Origin of the sequence: Emticicia sp. (assembly GCF_043780375.1) — a bacterium.
Lineage (GTDB): Bacteria > Bacteroidota > Bacteroidia > Cytophagales > Spirosomataceae > Emticicia.
Window position 1 is genome coordinate 1 of the sequence record NZ_JAYWCU010000006.1, and the last position, 19,750, is coordinate 19,750.

Sequence of the window (19,750 nt, forward strand, 5' to 3'; positions counted from 1 at the left end):
ACCGTAGCGGTGCTATGCTTTCAAAATTTCCTCAATTTTCGCTTGAAAATCTACTATTTTTCAATCATAAAACACTTTCGCAAGAAGTCTAATAAATAATCCTATTTTTGCAAACCTTGAAGATTTTAACTTCGTAAAACGCCCATCTATCTCTCAATAAATGGGCGTTTTTCATAAAAACACTATCGACTATTTACTTTCTTTTACATATTTTCTCAACCATTCATTTTGCTCCCAAAGCATGTGTAGCAAGTTTTCCTTGCCTCGGTAGCCATGTGCTTCGTAAGGTAAAAATACAAAACGTACTGTTCCACCATGACCTTTGATAGCACTAAACATGCGTTCACTATTGATGGGAAAGGTTCCAGGATTATCGTCAGTATCGCCATGAATCAACAAAAGTGGTGTTTTGATTTTATCAGCGTAACTAAACGGACTCATTTTGTAATACAAATCTGGTGCTTCCCAATAAGTTCTATCTTCAGCTTGAAAACCAAATGGTGTTAAAGTTCGGTTATAAGCACCGCTTCGTGCAATTCCTGCCTTAAAAAGTTTGGTATGACTCAATAAATGGGCAGTCATAAAAGCACCGTAGCTATGTCCGCCAGCCGCAACTCTGTTTCTATCACCTACGCCCATTCCTGCCAAATGATTGATGGCGGCCTCGGCGTTGAGTGTTAGTTGTTCAATAAAATCATCATTCGGTTTTGAATCTCCTCCTTTGCTCACAATTGGCATTTCGGCATTGTCAAGTACTGCAAAACCCTGTGTAACGTAGTAAATCGGACTTCCCCACGCAATAGTTATGAACTTATTCTCGCTTCCACGCACCTGTGCGGCATCAGCGGCATTGTTAAATTCTCTTGGATACGCCCACAAATAAACTGGCAATGCTCCGTCTCGCTCTTTATTATAACCTTTTGGCAAATATAAATCTCCTGTAAGCTCAATACCGTCTTTGCGAGTATATTTCACTTTTTGCTTACTTACACCAACCAAACCAGGGTAAGGATTTGTAAATGCCGTTATAGGCATATCGGCTATTTTTAATTTTAAGTTTTTAATATAAAAATTTGGCACATCGGTTTTAGACTCTTTTCGGGTAATAAACTTTAAATTTTTTGAATCTAAAACATCTACTACGAATTCAAAAGTACCTTCGCTGCATCGCCAAAGTTGTTCGGTTTTCTTGGTATCAAAATCAAAAAGGCTCAAAAATGGCAAATCACCTTTAGGAGAAGAACCCGCAGTATTATTCAAGAAAACCTTGTTTCCTTCTACTAAAATAACTTGTTTACCATAGTTGTTTTTTGTCATTAAGGGCGTTCCTGGATTACCGTAAGCATCAGTAATATTTCTTTCAAACAGCGTAGATAAGGTTTTGCTACTGCTATTATATCTACTTACTTTGAAAGTTTGCTTGCCCGTAAGTGCTTCCGAAACCCACGCAAAGTTTTCATTTCCCCAAGTTATTCCACGAAAACGCATCTTTGTTTTGAATAATTCTTGCTTTTCAGCCTTGAAAGGTGCAGTTTGAGCATAAACTACATCATGAAATTCCACATTCTTTTTTATCAAGCCACTGTCTAAAGGCATTGCCCAAACCAAAGTGGCTGCTTCGTCGGCTCTCCATTCAAAGCCTCTTGGAATATTCTGAACATTGTCATTACCTGTTGGTCTTGTTTCGGCACTTGGCAAGTCTGCAATGTCTTTCATCAATTTTCCACTAATATCTACTATCAAAATCGTAGTTGGAAAGCCACCAGCTGTAACTAAATATGAAAATGGTTTCTTCAAAATTTCCAACAAAAAGTATTTTTTATCGGGCGATAAAGTATAAGATTCATAAATGGCAGGTTTGCCAATAGGCGTTTCTACACCTCCACGATTAATGACCATTTGAGCGATTGACATAAACTCAAAAAGCTGTTCATCATAAGGCGTTTTGATTAAATCTTGGTAGGTTCGTCCAGGTGCAGCTTTTCCAATATTTTGCTGCACAGTTGGTCCTTTGGGCGTTATAGGTTTTGCAGGAGCTGCACTCGGAAGACTAACAGCCGTTTTATAAACAATCGCATTGTCATCAAACCAAGTTAAGTCCGCACCTAACACCACGTTTAATGCTTTTTTATTTACCTTCTTAGCTACTTTTGTTGATACATCAATAAGGTATAAATCAACTCTGCCGTTGGTAGTATTGGTGAATGCAATTTTCTTTTCATTAGGACTCCATCTTACATTACCTGCCAACATATTGGCTGGCAAACCAATAATTTTAAACTCTTTACCAGTTTTTATACTTTTCAGGGTAAAGTTATTGATGAAAGTTTGTCGGCTGGGCGAGAAATTATTCGGGTTTAATCTCAAACCCGCAATTCGAATTTCGGGCTGACCTAACTCCTCAACCGTAGGGTAGGAATTTCTTTCACTCTGCAACATCCATTCGCCTTGACTGTCGATGCTCACATCGGGCGTGGGTTTTGCCAAAAGTAAATCGGCTATTTCTTTGGGTGGGAGTTGATAATTTACGGCATCTTGTGAAAATGAACTAAAATACATGGCAAAGGTTGCCCATAAAAAGATAATTGTCTTATTCATTGCAAGTGTTAGTTAGTAAAATTGATGAAGAATGATTTAACAAAGTGAAATTAACGATTAAAAAGCATTTATGATATGTTTTGGCGACTTATACTGTAAAAAGGTAGACGTTTCAGTAGATTTATCTAATTCTTACCATCAATTTTTATAAAGTTACGTGTTCTTGATAATACCTTTAAAATTAGAACTATCACACTAAAAATATTGTTATATATAGTTAGCCAACTTTAGATTTCGCCCATTTTTAGAATTAATCCATCATGCCTTTTACACTCAAACCTATTGTCGCTCGTCAGGCTCTGACTTCAACCTACGGCTCAAATATTGCAATCAATCCTTATCAAGGATGTGTTTTTGCTTGCGAATTTTGCTCGGCTATTAAAATGAATTTTTTTACAGGTCGAACGAAGGAAAAATGGGATAAAACTGGTTGGGGAACTTGGGTAGATTATAAAACTAACTTGGTGGAATTGCTCCACAAAGAAAAAGAGAAAATTAAAAAATCAAAGATTTATTTTGGCAATGCTACCGATATTTACATGCCTATCGAACGAAAATTAGGTTTAATTCCTCCAATTTTAGAATTTTTTCTTGAAAATCCACCCATCGAATTAGAAGTGCAAACACGTGGTACGGCTCGAGATATTGCCCGAGATATTCCATTATTGCAGGAATTATCAAAAAAAACGAGCGTCTTGGTAAGTTATTCGATTCATACTGACCGAGAAGATGTTAGAAAGATTTTTGAACCCAAAGCTCCCAGCTTACTGGAAAGAGAACGTGGACTAAGACTTTATAATGAAGCAGGCATCGAAACTCGACTTTCTTGTATGCCTATTTTACCACTAAATCCTGAAATCTATGCTGAGCGATTTGCTCCGTTCGTAACCAAACGAGTTTGGATTGCTACCATGAATCATAAACAATTAACCAAAGACTTATTTCAAAAACATTTTCCAGAGTGGTTAGATGAGTCATTTGTGGAAGCAATGATGCAAAAAACTCGTGAAGAGTTTGAGAAGCGAGGCGTTAAATCATTTTATAATTCTATTACGCCCGAAGCCAAAAAAGAACGTTGGGAATGGCGTGAGAAAAAAATAGTTGAACGTAAACTAAAACCGATTGCTGTAATAACCGATACGAATCAATTAAATCTATTTTAAAGATTCTATAAAATATCATAAAAAGCCCATCTATTTCTCAATAAATGGGCTTTTTTGTATAAAAATCTATTATTTCTTAATAACGATACATTTCTGATTTGAATGGTCCTTCAGTCGAAACGCCGATGTAAGCAGCTTGTTCAGCATCTAATGTTTCTAATTTTGCACCAACGTGAGCCAAGTGGAAAGCGGCTACTTTTTCATCTAATTGCTTAGGAAGTACATAAACTTTTTTCTCATATTTGCCAGGATTACCCCACAACTCCAATTGAGCTAAAACTTGGTTTGAGAACGAACATGACATCACGAATGATGGGTGTCCCATGGCACAACCTAAGTTTACCAAACGTCCTTCAGCTAAGATGATGATTTCTTTACCATCAACTTCATACATATCAACTTGTGGTTTGATTGTAGATTTTGTATGACCATAGTTTTTGTTCAACCAAGCCATGTCGATTTCGTTGTCGAAGTGACCGATGTTACAAACAATTGCTTTGTCACGCATATTTTTGAAGTGGCGGTCACGAATGATATTTACGTTACCAGTAGCCGTTACGAATATATTTGCACGAGTTACCGCTTCATTCATTGTTACAACTTCGTAGCCGTCCATTGCTGCTTGCAAAGCACAAATTGGGTCGATTTCAGTAACTAATACACGGCAACCAGCTCCACGAAGCGATTCTGCCGAACCCTTTCCTACATCACCATAACCTGCAACGGCAGCAACTTTTCCTGCCATCATAATATCGGTTGCACGACGGATAGCATCTACCAACGATTCTTTACAACCATATTTATTATCAAATTTCGACTTTGTAACCGAATCGTTCACGTTGATAGCTGGCAAGAACAACGTGCCATTTTTCATACGCTCATACAAACGGTGAACACCAGTTGTAGTTTCTTCCGACAAGCCTTTGATGCCTTCGATGTATTCTGGATACAAATCAAAAACCATATTTGTTAAGTCGCCGCCATCATCCAAAATCATGTTTAATGGATTTTGTTTTTCGCCAAAAAGCAAAGTTTGCTCAATACACCAGTCGAATTCTTCGGCAGTTTGACCTTTCCAAGCATAAACTTGAATACCAGCAGCAGCAATAGCAGCAGCGGCGTGGTCTTGTGTTGAGAAAATATTACAAGAAGACCAAGTTACTTCTGCACCCAACTCTACAAGGGTTTCAATCAAAACCGCAGTCTGAATTGTCATGTGTAAACAACCTGCTACTCTTGCACCTGCCAATGGTTTTGACGGGCCATATTCAGCACGGATTGCCATTAAACCTGGCATTTCGGCTTCTGCTAATTTAATTTCTTTGCGACCCCAATCGGCAAGCGTTATGTCTTTTACCTTGAAAGGAATGTAGGTTTTTGTTGCTGTTGACATTATTGATATAAGTTAAATTATCCTTAGAAAATTATATATTTAGTTGGTTTTTCTAAATAATGAACAAAATTAGGATAATTTATTTGCCAAATCAACTTTTTTTGGATAATTTTTATTTACCAAAATCTTTTACTTTAACAAAAAATAATACTGTTGGTGCAGAAGGTTTCTTTAGTTTTTCTTCAATTTCATTTTTCCATCTGTCAATACTATCACATCTTTTTTATCTTGTTTTTTATAACCATTTCCTTCGGGGTCTATGTCTGAATCAAAACCAGTTGCTGATGTAATCACTTTACTTTCAAATTTATCTTTAATTCTGCCCAAACCTCCAAAAACCGTAGCCGAAGCTTTTTCTTTCCAATAAGAGCCTGTTAGTGTTCCGCTAAATATAACTTCAATAAAACCATCTGTTCCTGCTTTTACCTCTAAAGTTTCATCATTATTTTGCGACTCGCCCACATGATATTCCATGCGAGGTTCTTTGGTTTCTTCTACGTATTTAATAGCCGCAATACCTTTATATTTTCCCAAATCTTGAGCTTTTTTAATATTATCTTTCGTGTCGGGGTTATCGGCATTGACGATTAGATAAGTGCCAGATTCTACAGCCGAGCGACCATAAAAGTCACCAAGCCAAATTCTTAGCATTTTATCTGGTTTGCTTCCATTTCCTGTAAAATAGGCATAATTGCCAATTTTTATTTGGCGAGGTTGAGTTTTAAACTCCTTACCATCAAGCATAACTGTCATAGAATTTTCGTTAGAAAGCTGGCCAAATGAGCTAACAGAAATAATCAGAAAGAAAAAGAATAATTGCAGTGCTTTCATATTATTGAATATTTATGGGTTCATGAATCTTTTATATAAAGTTAAAAAAGTTTTATGAACTGTTCTATGATTATTGGTAGTTTCTCGTAAAATAAAAAGCGTTCCCTCCTTACGAAGAGAACGCTTTTTCAATGTTTTTAGAACCATGCTTCTTATAAAGTTGCAATCAATTTTTCGTTCAATACAACGTAGTCATCATTTTTGCCTTCTTTTGCTAATTCAATTCCTTTCAAAGCTGTTGCTTTTGCAGCAACCTTATCGCCCATTTTAGCTTGGATTTTTGCTTTCAAATGTACCATCCAATAAGCTTTTGGTTGAGCGTCAATTGCTTTGTTTACCCACTCCAATGCCTTTGGTAACTCTTTTCCTACTTCAAAATAATAACTTGCAGCAGCAAAGTAAGGACGATTATCAACATTCATTGCTGCGTCAATCGACTTCATAATTTTGCTGTTAATATCTGCTTCTACTGGAATGCTTACAGCGGTATTTTCCCATAAAATTTGGATATTGGCAGAAGCAGGCAATACATCACCAATCATCATCGTAAACGATTCAATAGCAAATGGCAACGCCATTGTTTTTACTTTGAAACGAGCTACATCTTCTTCAGTTTTGTAGCCAGTTAAACCACCATTATTTACGCCTTTATTGATAATAATTTCCCATTCGTTAGCATTTGGAATCGAATAAATAGCATACGAACCTGCTTTTACTGCTACTCCGCCTACTTTTACATCTTCACCGAATGTTACTTTGGTAGCACCATTGGCACCTGTACGCCATATTTTTCCGAAAGGCACTAAATCTCCAAAAATCTTGCGACCTTTAGCCAATGGACGAGAATAATTAAGTTCGATTGATGAAAGAGCAAAATCTTGCTTGATGGTTTGGGTTGGACTTGGTGCAGGCATTTTGATGCCTTGTGCCATTGCTCCCATTGATACAAAGATTGAGAATAGTAAAACGATTTTTTTCATTTGTGTTTGATTGTTTTTGTTTAAAAAAAGATAACGTTGAAATAATAGAAATGGTTTGTTGGGGAGATACAAGATTCGAGAATAGAATTTGAAAATATAAATACTACTTTCTCAAATCACGTATTTAAAATCCTCCTTATACCAAACTAATTCGCTTGCCTGTTTGAGCGGCTTCATAAATTGCCATCAAGATTTTCATATCTCTCAATCCTTCTTCACCGCCAATATGTGTAGGGAATTTTTTGGTTGCGAGAAATTCCTTACAAATTTCTTCCAACATTACAGTTTGATGATGAACAACAGGTAATTTCAAATCTCCTTCATGTGTTTTTCCTTTTAATGGGCCATACGAATACGCTGGACTTAGCTGAACAAAACCTTTATTTGCCGAAACATAAAGTTGCTCAATATTAGATTTGTAAGAACTAAAGCCATTGACCATTGCTCCGCTTGGAAACTGCATTTGCCATGAAACATTTTCTTCTACATCTTTGAAACGCTCGGTGTCAGAAATTGGGCCATATTGTGCAGTTACCCAAAGTGGTTCTTCGCCCAAAACATGGCGAGATGCTTGCACACAATAAATGCCAACGTCCATCAAAGGTCCACCACCAGCCATTGCTTTTTTCAAACGCCATTGTGTTGGGTCTCCAATGCTAAAACCAAAATTTGTTTGAATAAACCTTACATCACCAAATACTTTTTTCTGTCCAATTCGCATAATTTCTTGCGTAAATGGCTCAAAATGAAGACGATAACCAATGCCCAATTGCACGCCAGCATCTTGACAAGCCTTTATCATTACTTTACAATCTTCTACTGAAGTTGCCATTGGTTTTTCGCACATTACATGTTTTCCTGCTTTTGCTGCACGCACCACAAATTCGCGGTGCAGCGAATTTGGCGTAACTACATAAACAATATCAATGTCTTTGTTATTGACTATTTCGTCAAAGTTTTGATAATTATAGACATTTTTTGCAGGAAGGTTGTACTTTTTCGCCCATTCTTCTGCTTTGGCTGGTGTACCAGTAACGATTCCTGCCAAATAGCAATTTTTAGCATTTTCTAAACCAACCGCCAATTGATTTTTTGCGTAACTACCTAAGCCAACGAGAGCGACTCCGAGTTTTTTTTCGTCTTTTTGAAGCTTAGTTTCTTGAATCGCCATGACTGAAGGCACAGCAAAAGCAGCTGTAGTAGTGCCAAGTCCGACACCGAGATTTTGTAAAAAAGACCTACGAGATTGATTTTCAGACATTTTTTTAGTAAATAGGGTTAAAATAGAATATTTATGTAATCTTGTGTAATTTATTAAGCCAAGAAACTGTTTCTAAAAGTACGAACTAATTATCAAATCAAAAGTAAAAAGTGGAAGAAAAAAAAATATTCAATAGTAAGACAACTATTCGTACGCCCATAATCGTAGCTACGACACTCGTTGTGGGCATGTTGATTGGTGCTACTTTTTTTGGTGGACGCAGTGCAGGAAATGATGTTTCTCGTAGTTCGACCAAATTCAGAGAAATTTTAACATACATAAATCGAAGCTATGTTGATAGTGTCAATACCGATTCGTTGGTTGATTATTCTATCACGAAAATGCTCGAAAAACTCGACCCACATACTTACTATTTTCCGCCACAAGAAGCTGAAATAGCTCGTTCGCAACTCGAAAGTGGTTTCGATGGAATTGGAATTGAGTTTAATGTCTTCAATGATACCGTTTATGTGGTTACTCCCTTAGCTGGTGGGCCTTCCGAAAGTGTCGGAATTCAGAGTGGCGATGCCATTATTAAGGCAAATAGTAAAAACTTGACAGGAAAAGATGCCAATAGTACAAATATTTTTTCAAATCTTCGAGGAAAGCGTGGTTCAGAAGTAAAACTCGAAATCAAACGCCGAAGCTTTAAAGATTTGTTGAAATTTACTGTTATACGCAATAAAATTCCCCAGTACTCAATCGATGCGGCCTACATGATGGAAGATAAAAAAACGGCTTATCTCAAAATCAATCGTTTTACTGAAACCACTTATGACGAATTCAAACAACATCTTTCTTCTTTGCAAAAGCAAGGCATGAAACAATTATTGCTCGATTTGCGTGGAAACCCTGGCGGCTATATGGACAGAGCTACCGATATTGTTGATGAGTTGGTGGGCGGTAAAGGTGTTATTGTTTATACCGATGGAAAAGATAGCCGAAATAACAGAAAAACGTATGCCGAAAAAGATGGAATGTTTGAAAAAGGCTCAGTTATAGTTTTGGTTGATGAAGGCAGTGCATCTGCCTCAGAAATTGTTTCGGGAGCTTTGCAAGATTATGACCGTGCATTAATTGTAGGTCGTCGAACTTTTGGAAAAGGTTTAGTTCAACAGCCAATTCAACTTTCTGATGGCTCAGAATTACGTCTGACGATTTCTCGATATTATATTCCAAGTGGGCGAAGTATTCAGAAACCTTATTCGAAAGGGCATTTGGAAAATTATGAACATGAACTTGAAGACCGTAGCAAATCGGGAGAGTATTTTATAGCAGATAGTATAAAAAACAATCCTAAAATGCGATTCAAAACTAATGGAGGAAGGGTCGTTTATGGCGGCGGCGGCGTTACTCCCGATATATTTGTACCGAGAGATACAAGTCATATTACCAGATACTTGTTGGAATTATATGGCAAGAATGTTTTGCGTGAATATGCCTTAAATTATGCAAATGATAATAGAAAAACATTAGAAAAACAAGCCTTTAATAGCTTTTTCAAGAATTTTGAAGTAACAGAGCAAATGCTTGAAAGTGTAAAAAAACTGGCAAATAGCTCTGAAATCAAATTTATTGCTGCTGATTATGGTCTCTCAAAAGATTTTATCAAATTACAGATAAAAGCTACGATTGCTCGTCATATTTGGCAACGAAATGTGAAAAATGGCTTGAACAATGAATTTTACCAAATCATTTATGGTAAAGACCCAATTGTTGAAACAGCAATGGGACAATTTGACAAAGCTGAAAAATTGGAGAGAGAAAAGAGGCTTTAAAAGCCTCTTTTCCTAAACTCAATCCTGTTTTGCCTATTAAACTTCAATTTAACCCTCAAATATAAATTTAAAAGCAGAGTAATTTACTGACTTGGAGGTATTGATAGTTTTTCTAAAGCATCCATTGTCCAAGACTCATTTTGGGTTGAATGTTGGTCTCTAATCTTCTTAACATCAGCTACTTGTACCACCGCAGACTGTCTGCCTTTGCCAACTCTCACCGAAGTTCCAACAAATTCGTAGCGTATATAACTTACTACAGAAGCAATCCACTCATCGGAATTATCTTTCATTGAAGCCATTTCACTTGGATACGTTTTTCCTTCGATTGGGCCTTTTAAACCATGTAATAAAATTCTGATGGCTATATCTTTATCTGCACTTACATGTTTTGCCCCCCTCAAGGCTGGAGCTGCATTTGTGGGAAGTCCTTTTCCATCAGCACCGTGGCAAGCTGAACAAAGTGATTTGTAAATTTCACTACCAGCTAAGATTAGTTTTCTTTCGGGCGGTGTAAAGCCAGCGAGTTTCATTCCATATATTTTTGCATCTTCGTTTCGGTCAATGCTTGCTTTTGACCTTACAAGCATTTGATTATTAGGGTTTTGTACTAAAATGTCTTGAACAATTTTCTTGGCAAGATTATTTTTATTCGCCCCTAATGATAAAACCAACTGTGTTTTTACATCGAAACTTTCATCATTTGTTAGTTTGCCAACTTGGGCAATCATTGCTTGGTCATTTTGTTTTAGGTAGCGTTCAGCAATCCAAATTCCTGCTCTTCTTATTTGAGGATCAGTATCTTTCAGAGCAATATAAAGCACACTTTTGTCAATGGCATTCAAGCCTTCAAGCGTCCATAATGCGTGTAATCTACCCAAAACTGATGAGCCTTTTTTGCCGGAAACTATCAATTTTAAAGTTGGAATTACCGATTTATCGCCAAGAATAATGATTTGTTTTTGGGCATTGTCACGCCACCAACCGTTTGGATGGTCTAAATAATTGACCAACGTTTTTGCAGAAACGTCTAACATTTTAGGTTTCGGACTTGGTTTATAGTCATCGTGAACCAATCGCCAAATTCTTCCTCGCTGGTTGATTTTAGCTATACCATAATAATCAATTTTATTTCTGAGAAAAGTCCCTTTTTGCGTCCAATTGGATTCTTGAATAATTCCTCTATTCATATCTACAATATAAATAAGTCCGTCAGGCCCTGTATAAGTATTTACTGGTCTAAAATAAAAGTCAGTGCTGGCAATAAATTCCTTGTGGTCGTAAGCATTTTCGAGATGTGTTTTGCCTTCTCGATTGATTACTTTGGCACGTCTAACGATGCGTGCTACGGGTTCGTTGATAATATAATCGCCCACCAAATCGGCGGGAAGACGGTCGCCTCTAAAGATTGATTGACCATTTGCAGCAGTAAAATGGTTCAAAGTGCTATCAGGACGCAAACGAGGTAAACCACCTTGCACATCAGGATTAGCAATAGCTGACCAAACAGGGCTAAATTTTTCCTCACTGTAAGCATCCGAAAATTCTAATGAGCCATATTTTGGATTTACTTGAAAGCCCGAACCAGCGTTTTCTCCACCTGCACGGCTAAAAAATAAACGTCCGTAATTGTCATGCGTTAAGCCCCATTGTCCATTTGAACCACTATGCAGCGAATCGGGCTTGAGCATTCCATTTACATAACGAAATCGTATGGGGTCAACAGTTTGATAAATATAATTGTCGAGATTCCAGTCTAAACCGCTTCTCTGATGTTCCAAATTGCCAGGTGCAACTTTCCCCAATGTATAAACCGCTTTTTTTACATCGGCAATGCCATCGCCGTTGGTATCTTTATAACTATGAATATCGTAGGTATCAGTTTCGTTTACCAAAAGCTCATGATTTACACAAAGAATCATACGTGGCAGCATCAAGTCTTTGATGAAAACCGAACTTTTATCCATCTTTCCATCATTATTTGTGTCTTCTAAAAGCATCACCCTACTTTTCTTCTCTTTTGTACCCGTTCCATCGGCATCTTGAGTATAAGTTTCCATTTGAGCAACGTACATGCGAGCGTCGCCGTCCCACGCAATAGCCACAGGTTCGGTAATCATTGGTTCACTTGCCACCAATTCGATATGGTAGCCCGCAGGAACTTGAAATGCCATCAGGCTTTGTTGGGGCGTGAGTGGTGTGGGTGTTTTAATCAGACTGTCTGATTTTGTAATTGAGATAGCATTTTTTTCAGTCATTGATGTTTCTTGAATCATAGAAACAAATATTAATGTAGAAAAAGCCAATAAGCTAAATTTCAAACTATTACTTTTCATTTTATTAAGGTTGAGGTTAAAAACGTTACAATTTAGGGTTATTTTTTAGCATTTTAGAAAATCTAAAAAAGGAAAATCTATAAAAGTCTTAGCAGTAAATAAACAAATGCCAAATAGCTACGCACTGAAAGGCTGAAAGCCTTTAACATGAATAGCCCCGAAAGTATTTCGGGGAATAAAATGCAATAAATGTTCACAACCCCAAAGTGGGTTGAACCACTATTGTTCAACCCACTTCGGGGTTGGTATCTATTTTTATAGTTTACCCCGAAATACTTTCGGGGCTATTCAGGTTTAAGCCCGTTGGGCTTAGTTTTGCGTAACATCAGTTAATTATTAATTACCATTGGTGATTCTATTGCTTTCGCTTGCATATAACTCTTTAAGTGCTGAAATTGCGAGAAATTTATGATAAAGTAAACCTATAGTCTATCGACTAACAAATGAGCGTAGTAAAAAAATTAGCGAGCGATACCGCTCTTTATGGCATTAGTAGCATTGCAGGACGTTTTCTAAACTGGCTTTTGGTGGCAGTACATACACGAGTTTTCCATCAGCCAAAACTCCTTGCCGATAACAATCAACTTTATATTTATGTAATATTATTAAATATTCTCTATACTTATGGCATGGAAACTGCGTTTTTCCGCTACGCCAATAAAAAAGAAAATCGGCAAGAATATTACAATCTTATACTGTCATACATTATTATGACAAGCATTTTTTTCTCAATAATCATCTATTTTTTGGCTACACCAATCATCAACTTGATGGGTTTTCCAGGAAAAGAACGCTTGATAGTTTGGTTTGCAATTATTTTGGCAACTGATGCAATCGCTGCCATTGCATTTGTAAAATTAAGAGCCGAAAGTCGAGCAAAACGCTTTGTTTTTATTCGTTTGGCCAATATTTTTATCAATATCGGACTTAATGTTTTCTATTTGATGTTCTGCAAATATATTAATGAAGGGTTTTTTCTTAGTTCATGGAAACCTTTTGCCGACTTTTTTTATAACCCCGCTATTGGGCCAGATTATATCGTTTGGGCAAATTTTATAGCCAGTCTTATTACAGTTTTACTGCTGTGGCGAGAGTTCATCGACTTCAAATTTACTTTCGATTTTCAGAAATTTAAACCTATTTTGGTCTATGCTTATCCACTACTCATCATGGGTTTGGCTGGTGCAGTCAACCAAACCGCCGACCGTGTGATGTTTCGTGAGATACTTCCCGAAGGTTTTTATAAAGGTTTTAGTACCGACGATGCCTTTAGTATTTATGCTAATGTTTATAAATTATCGATTTTTATGTTGCTCGTTGTGCAGGCTTATCGCTATGCTGCCGACCCGTTTTTTTTCTCAAAAGCCGAAGATAAAAACTCGCCTTCAATGATTGCCCTCGCCACCAAATGGTTTACAATTGCTTGCATTTTGATTTGGGTGGGCGTGAGTATCAATATCGACTTGATTAGTTTGATTTTGGGCAAAAGTTATCGTTCGGGAATTGTAGTTGTACCTATTTTACTCTTAGCCAATCTATTTATTGGTGTTTATCAAAATATGTCGATGTGGTTCAAATTAAGCGACAAAACTCATTTTGGTACTTATTTCACCATTTTTGGAATGATTTTGACGGTTATCCTCAATATCATTCTGATTCCGATTTTGGGCTACGTTGGTTGTGCCATTACCTTTGCGTTTTCATCATTTGTTATGATGATACTATGTTATTATTATGGACAAAAACATTATCCAATTCCTTATGAACTTAAGTCAGTGGGTATTTATCTTATTGCTGCTGGCGTTCTTATTTTTGCTTCGTTGCAAATCAAAATTACAAATCCTTATTTTTCTATACCTTTTCATATCATACTAAGTTTGTTATTTTTATTTAGTATTGTTATTTTGGAAAGAAAAAGCTTAGGAATAAGTTTTAAAGGCACCAAGAAACAAAAGCACAAAGGCACAGAATAGAAAAGGGTGTGGTAAAGAACGTATGATTTGATTAGAAAAGACAATGAAGATTCTTCATTGTCTAAGTGTTATTGATATTTTTAAGAGAAATTTTACTGATTTTCTGAGAATTTAATTTATTCAGCCCCAATAATTCTAAATCTTCTGATTGTTGCCAAAGTTATTCCTATAATTACCAACAGAAATCCAAACCAAAGTAAGTTGATATGAGGTTTTTCGGTAGCTTTCATAACCAAAAACTCTCGCTGCCCTTGACTTGCAGAGAATGAAAATTTACCAGAAGTAGGGTCAATTTTTGTCAGTTGGAGGCGTAGTCCCATTTCGTTATTTACTTCGGGTTTGCTCCAAATCTCACGGTTACGAATAGCAAAAACTGGTCGCATTGTAACCGAAACATCTCTGTCCAAAATTCTTACCGATGCACGTGCTGCTGCATCTCCTTCGGCGAGAGCCATGCCATCAACCTCCTTTATGCCTTCAACATTTTCTAAAATGGCTACGTAGTCATTCACAAAAAAAGTATCGCCAATTGCCACTGCAAATTCTTCTGGACGACTCCAATCACGCTCATCTTCTGCCACAGGAGGCCCCGATACGAAAGCATAAATATCTTTATTCCAAAACTTTTTAATGTCAGGCGAATCAACCCTGCCCATTTTTTCATTTTCCTGCGTGCGTGGGTACATATTAAAATGCTTGCCCGATTTATCGGTATATTCTATCTGATAATAAGTGTTTTCTCCTTCAAATTCGAGGGTGTCGCCTCTTTTATAGAAAGTTTTATCGCCATCAACTACATCGGCACGGGCAATTCCTTTATAATTACTTCCTGGCACAGGCATAATATATTTCTTTTCGATATAACCTGGTACATTTCGTACATCTACAAATTGACCTTTATATGTGAAAGAAAATTCACTCAATTCGGTTGGGCGATTGAGCCAAAGTAAGGCATTTTCTTTATTATCAGTTTCGTTGGTAAAAATCTTGGCTCCCGAAAAATTTAAAGAAACAACTTTTGAATAACCCGATGAGAACATGATTCCAAGCAACATTAAAGCAATACCGATATGGGTAATTGCTCCGCCCGCAACCTTAAACTTGCCTTTCAGAATATCGGTTAAAATGCTACCATTAGCTGCAATACTAAACATTGTAGCGGTCAATAAAATAATGTATTTCCAATTGTTTACTTTGGCAAAAGTGATAATTAAAGCAGAAACCAAAAGGCTTATAATCAATGGATTGAGCAATTTTGAAAGGTTTTCTTTATTAATACGTTTCCACCAAAAAAATTGAGCAACGCCCGAAAGTGCGGTAATAGCTATAAAGAACCAAAGTTGGAACTGTGTAAAATGTTCAACTTGATTGGTAGGCAATGCCATATTGAGTTTTCCACCAAAAACTTCTGCAATTTTATTATAAACAGGGATAGAAGTGGTAACAATTACCTGAAAAGCAGCTAAACAAAGCATTAAAACGCCTGTAAAAACCCAAAACTCACGAGAATAAGTCGAGATTTCAGTTTCATCTTTTGGTAAATATTGCCAGCGAATAATTGACAATGCTACTGCAAAAACAATGAAAGTTAGCAAGTAAATAAGCAATTGTCCCGAAAGCCCCAAATCAGTAAATGAATGAACTGAAGCATTTCCAAGAATACCACTTCGAGCCAAAAATGTAGAATAAATAATCAGAATAAATTGAGCTATAACCAAAATTATGGTGTATTTCAATGCCGTACTACTTTTACGAGCAAGAAGCATGGTATGAAAGCTTCCAACCAAAACTAACCACGGCACATAAACTGCATTTTCAACGGGATCCCAGTTCCAATAGCCACCAAAATTGAGGGTTTCATACGCCCAAATTCCGCCCATCATAATTCCTGTTCCGAGAATAACCGCCGCGGCCAAAGTCCAAGGCAAAGCAGGTTTTATCCATTCGACATATTGTTTTTTCCAAAGTCCAGCAATGCAAAAAGCAAACGGAACAAGTGTCATGGCAAAACCCAAAAACAGGGTAGGCGGGTGAATCACCATCCAATAGTTTTGAAGCAAAGGATTTAACCCGTTTCCATCTTTTGGAATGAAATTAGGATTGGTTTTCCAAATTGGAATATTCGGCATTGATTCTCGTAAAGTCAAAAATGGCGTGCTTCCAATTTTAAATTCTCCCCAAAGCACAACTCCCAAAATCATAGAAGCCAAAAAAACTTGAACCAAAGCAAAGATAGTCATTGTTGGAGCTTCCATGCCGCCATTTTTGGTTTTTCGGAGCGTAGTATTTATCAAAATTACGCCCAAAACTACATTCCAAAACATCCAAAGAAGGAAACTTCCTTCTTGGTCTTGCCAAAAACACGAAATAGCATAGCCCAAAGGCAAACTCAACGAAGAGTTGTCCCAAGCATAATGATACTCGAAATAATGATTAAAAATAATGCTTAAAAGTGAAGCACAAATAGTAAAAATCGCCAAAGTATGGACATAAAATGCCTTTCGTGCGAACTTTAGCCAACTTTCTATGCTTAAATTTTGTGTGCGAGATGCTTGCCAATAGGCATAAGTTGAAACAACAGCAGCTACAAATGCAATAATGACGGACGTATGCCCGATGTTACCAAGATATGACCTTAACATAATTAGATTTTAAACAATTTTTCAATCAAACCAAACTCCCCAAGGAATTCTACTCAAAATTAACAACAATGCCACACCAAAGAAAATGGCAGTTTGCTTAAATTTACGACCATTACCTATGGCACGTTTCACACGAGCATTTCCTATGGTTACTAATATAACGGCAATAATATTAACAAATGGATGCTCGACAACCGCTTTTCTTACGTCGCTATCCTTCATGGCTGCTTTCATATCAGCAAAAGCTGCCTGTGCAATTGGTGAAACAAACAATAAAATTAACCCTAAAAGAAACATTGTATGGGTAGCAATGAGAGCAAATTTGTTGATATTTGCATCTTTCGCTTCAAAAGCTTTTTCGCTATTAGAACCCAAAATACCATTGATTGTTGCAAATCCCAAAAGAAACAATGCCGCAAAAGCAAGATAGGAGTGAATCGGTTGTATAATCGAGTACATAAAATTTTGATGGTTTTTGTTTAAAATTTTGCCAAAGTTAAGTCATAATCACTGAATAACATACAATATTGTAAGCTGAACTTTTAGTTCGCCTAAATAATGAAAGACGAATGAAATATTTTAAGATTTTGACAACTATTTTAATAGCGGTTTTATTGGTTTTTACTTGGACTTTTCCACAGTTCTTTCGTTGTCTTTTTGTAGCTTATGACAATTTTGATGAAATAAAGCCAATGATTTTTGCCGAAAAAAATATTTCTAAACAACAAAAAGATACGTTAATAAAAGATATAGAGTTGGCAAAAAGGCGTATTATAGGTTTCTGGGAAAAGCAAGAAGGCATTGCCAAAATTGTTTTTTGTAAGAATGCTGAAACCTACAAAAAGTATTGTCAAAGCTCAGAAGGAGCAGGTTGTAGTATCGGAACGCCATTAGGTTCGTGGATAATTTTAAATACTGATGGATTCAATACTGACGTAATTGCCCATGAAATGTGCCACGACGAACTAATGACAAGACTCGGTTGGTGGAAAACCAAAGTTCACATTCCAACTTGGTTCGATGAAGGGCTGGCTTTGATGCTCGACCAACGATTTGTGAGTTCGCAAGACAGCATTCAGCGATACATAGATTACCGTACAGAATTAAATTACTTAACCCCTCAGCCAATTGCTTTAGAGGAACTGACTACCCAAAAAGATTTTTTTCAAAAAAATCAGCTTTTTATCAAAATTGCTTATTTCAGTTCAGCAATGGTAGTTTCTCAAAAAATCTCATCAAAAGGCAAAAAGGAAGTGTTTAAAATTATCAAAAAAGTACAGAATGAAGGGAAATTTGAGTTTTAGACGCTTTAAAAACTTGGAAAATTCATAAAACCTTTCAGGTTTAAGTTTGAGATATTATTATTAAGTAGTTGATTATCAGTAATTTACAATAAAAGTAATTGATTATTGATAAACCCGCAATTACTAAATTTATTATTTTTCAAAAAACTTACCGAACTTTACGACTTCAAAATTCAAAGATTTTAATTGTAATGAATATTTTAATACTTGGTTCGGGCGGCCGTGAGCATACTTTTGCTTGGAAAATTTCACAATCAAAAAACTGTACAAATCTTTTTGTTGCTCCAGGAAATGCTGGTACAGCACAATTGGCAACTAATTTACCACTTGGAATAAATGATTTTGAAGCGATTGGAAAAGCGGTAAAAGAGCATCAAATCGAGATGGTAATTGTTGGCCCCGAAGAGCCATTGGTGCTTGGTATTGTTGATTTTTTCAAGAAAGATAAATTTCTGAAAAAGATAAAAATCGTTGGCCCAGATGCTTCTGGAGCAAGGCTTGAAGGCAGTAAAGACTTCTCGAAAGGCTTCATGCAAAAATACAATATTCCTGCTGGAGTTTCACAAACTTTTACCAAAGAAACGCTACAAGAAGGCTTACAATACCTTGATAAACAATCACTACCGATAGTTTTGAAAGCCGATGGTTTGGCAGCAGGAAAAGGTGTAATCATTGCCGAAACTAAATCCGATGCCCAAAAAGCATTACACGAAATGCTTACCGAAGCCAAATTTGGCGATGCCAGTAGCAAAGTTTTAATCGAACAATATTTGTCAGGAATTGAACTATCAGTTTTTGTTTTGACCGATGGCAAAAACTACAAAATCCTACCCGAAGCCAAAGATTACAAGCGTATTGGCGTAAATGATAAAGGTCTCAATACTGGAGGTATGGGAGCGGTTTCACCAGTGCCATTTGCCGATGCTGAGTTTTTAGCTAAAGTTGAAGAACGAATCGTAAAACCTACTTTAGACGGCTTACAAGCCGAAGGTATCAAATATGTAGGTTTTATTTTCGTTGGATTAATGAATGTTGATGGCGAACCTTTCGTAATTGAATATAATGCTCGCATGGGCGACCCAGAAACTGAAGTAGTTTTTCCAAGAATCAAAACCGATATGGTGAAACTTATGAAAGCAACTGCCGATGGGAAATTAGATAAAATTAAACTTTCCATTAATCCAAAAGTAGCAATTGCTACCGTTTCAGTTGCTAAGGGTTATCCAGAAGATTACCGCAAAGGCGACGTAATGCAAATTCCAGAAGCTGAAAAAGATACGATTATTTTCCACGCTGGCACAAAAATCGCTACTGATGGTTCGGTAGTAACTAATGGTGGACGAGTAATTGTAACAACAGGAATGGCTCGAACGCTAAATTCTGCCCGTAAAAAGTCGCAGTTGATGGCAAAAAAGATTATATTTGACGAAAAATATTTCCGAAGTGATATTGGCAAGGATTTATTGAAACATATTGAAAAATAGATGACGC

General features: G+C 36.7%; 13 protein-coding genes. 5 read left to right on the plus strand and 8 right to left on the minus strand.

What is annotated here, in order from left to right; translation table 11 throughout:
- Positions 1 to 189 precede the first annotated feature (189 nt).
- Positions 190 to 2,598, minus strand: coding sequence for a prolyl oligopeptidase family serine peptidase (locus tag ACH2CJ_RS00605; protein ID WP_394990125.1), 2,409 nt, complete (start codon positions 2,596 to 2,598; stop codon positions 190 to 192).
- 260 nt (positions 2,599 to 2,858) lie between these two features.
- Here ACH2CJ_RS00605 and ACH2CJ_RS00610 point away from each other — a divergent pair, with 260 nt between their 5' ends.
- Positions 2,859 to 3,761, plus strand: coding sequence for a radical SAM protein (locus ACH2CJ_RS00610; protein ID WP_394990126.1), 903 nt, complete (start codon positions 2,859 to 2,861; stop codon positions 3,759 to 3,761).
- 76 nt (positions 3,762 to 3,837) lie between these two features.
- Here ACH2CJ_RS00610 and ahcY read toward each other — a convergent pair whose 3' ends face one another.
- From ahcY to ACH2CJ_RS00630, 4 genes are all read right to left on the minus strand, one after another.
- Complete coding sequence (gene ahcY / locus ACH2CJ_RS00615) at positions 3,838 to 5,154, minus strand: adenosylhomocysteinase (protein WP_394990127.1); 1,317 nt, start codon at positions 5,152 to 5,154, stop codon at positions 3,838 to 3,840.
- A 171-nt stretch (positions 5,155 to 5,325) separates the two neighbouring features.
- Positions 5,326 to 5,985 carry a hypothetical protein gene (locus ACH2CJ_RS00620; RefSeq protein WP_394990128.1) on the minus strand — a complete coding sequence of 220 codons (660 nt, stop codon included), beginning with the start codon at positions 5,983 to 5,985 and terminating at the stop codon, positions 5,326 to 5,328.
- Between the two features lie 152 nt (positions 5,986 to 6,137).
- Positions 6,138 to 6,965 carry a DUF2911 domain-containing protein gene (locus ACH2CJ_RS00625; protein ID WP_394990129.1) on the minus strand — a complete coding sequence of 276 codons (828 nt, stop codon included), beginning with the start codon at positions 6,963 to 6,965 and terminating at the stop codon, positions 6,138 to 6,140.
- 136 nt (positions 6,966 to 7,101) lie between these two features.
- The gene (locus ACH2CJ_RS00630; RefSeq protein ID WP_394990130.1) at positions 7,102 to 8,226 is read right to left on the minus strand and encodes a Gfo/Idh/MocA family protein; all 1,125 of its coding nucleotides are present in this window, start codon (positions 8,224 to 8,226) and stop codon (positions 7,102 to 7,104) included.
- 110 nt (positions 8,227 to 8,336) lie between these two features.
- Here ACH2CJ_RS00630 and ACH2CJ_RS00635 point away from each other — a divergent pair, with 110 nt between their 5' ends.
- Positions 8,337 to 10,004 carry a S41 family peptidase gene (locus ACH2CJ_RS00635; RefSeq protein WP_394990131.1) on the plus strand — a complete coding sequence of 556 codons (1,668 nt, stop codon included), beginning with the start codon at positions 8,337 to 8,339 and terminating at the stop codon, positions 10,002 to 10,004.
- 83 nt (positions 10,005 to 10,087) lie between these two features.
- Here ACH2CJ_RS00635 and ACH2CJ_RS00640 read toward each other — a convergent pair whose 3' ends face one another.
- On the minus strand, positions 10,088 to 12,340 hold the full coding sequence (locus tag ACH2CJ_RS00640; protein WP_394990132.1) for a c-type cytochrome: 2,253 nt from the start codon (positions 12,338 to 12,340) through the stop codon (positions 10,088 to 10,090).
- A 443-nt stretch (positions 12,341 to 12,783) separates the two neighbouring features.
- Here ACH2CJ_RS00640 and ACH2CJ_RS00645 point away from each other — a divergent pair, with 443 nt between their 5' ends.
- Positions 12,784 to 14,313, plus strand: coding sequence for a lipopolysaccharide biosynthesis protein (locus tag ACH2CJ_RS00645; protein WP_394990133.1), 1,530 nt, complete (start codon positions 12,784 to 12,786; stop codon positions 14,311 to 14,313).
- A 116-nt stretch (positions 14,314 to 14,429) separates the two neighbouring features.
- Here ACH2CJ_RS00645 and ccsA read toward each other — a convergent pair whose 3' ends face one another.
- Positions 14,430 to 16,955 (minus strand): cytochrome c biogenesis protein CcsA, encoded by a 2,526-nt coding sequence (gene ccsA / locus ACH2CJ_RS00650; RefSeq protein ID WP_394990134.1) that lies wholly within the window; start codon positions 16,953 to 16,955, stop codon positions 14,430 to 14,432.
- A 21-nt stretch (positions 16,956 to 16,976) separates the two neighbouring features.
- A complete protein-coding gene (locus ACH2CJ_RS00655; RefSeq protein WP_394990135.1) occupies positions 16,977 to 17,414 on the minus strand; it encodes a hypothetical protein in 438 nt (145 codons plus the stop codon).
- 110 nt (positions 17,415 to 17,524) lie between these two features.
- Here ACH2CJ_RS00655 and ACH2CJ_RS00660 point away from each other — a divergent pair, with 110 nt between their 5' ends.
- Positions 17,525 to 18,259, plus strand: coding sequence for a hypothetical protein (locus tag ACH2CJ_RS00660; protein WP_394990136.1), 735 nt, complete (start codon positions 17,525 to 17,527; stop codon positions 18,257 to 18,259).
- A 191-nt stretch (positions 18,260 to 18,450) separates the two neighbouring features.
- Positions 18,451 to 19,743: a phosphoribosylamine--glycine ligase gene (purD, locus tag ACH2CJ_RS00665; protein WP_394990137.1), complete on the plus strand. Its 1,293-nt coding sequence runs from the start codon at positions 18,451 to 18,453 to the stop codon at positions 19,741 to 19,743.
- Positions 19,744 to 19,750 lie beyond the last annotated feature (7 nt).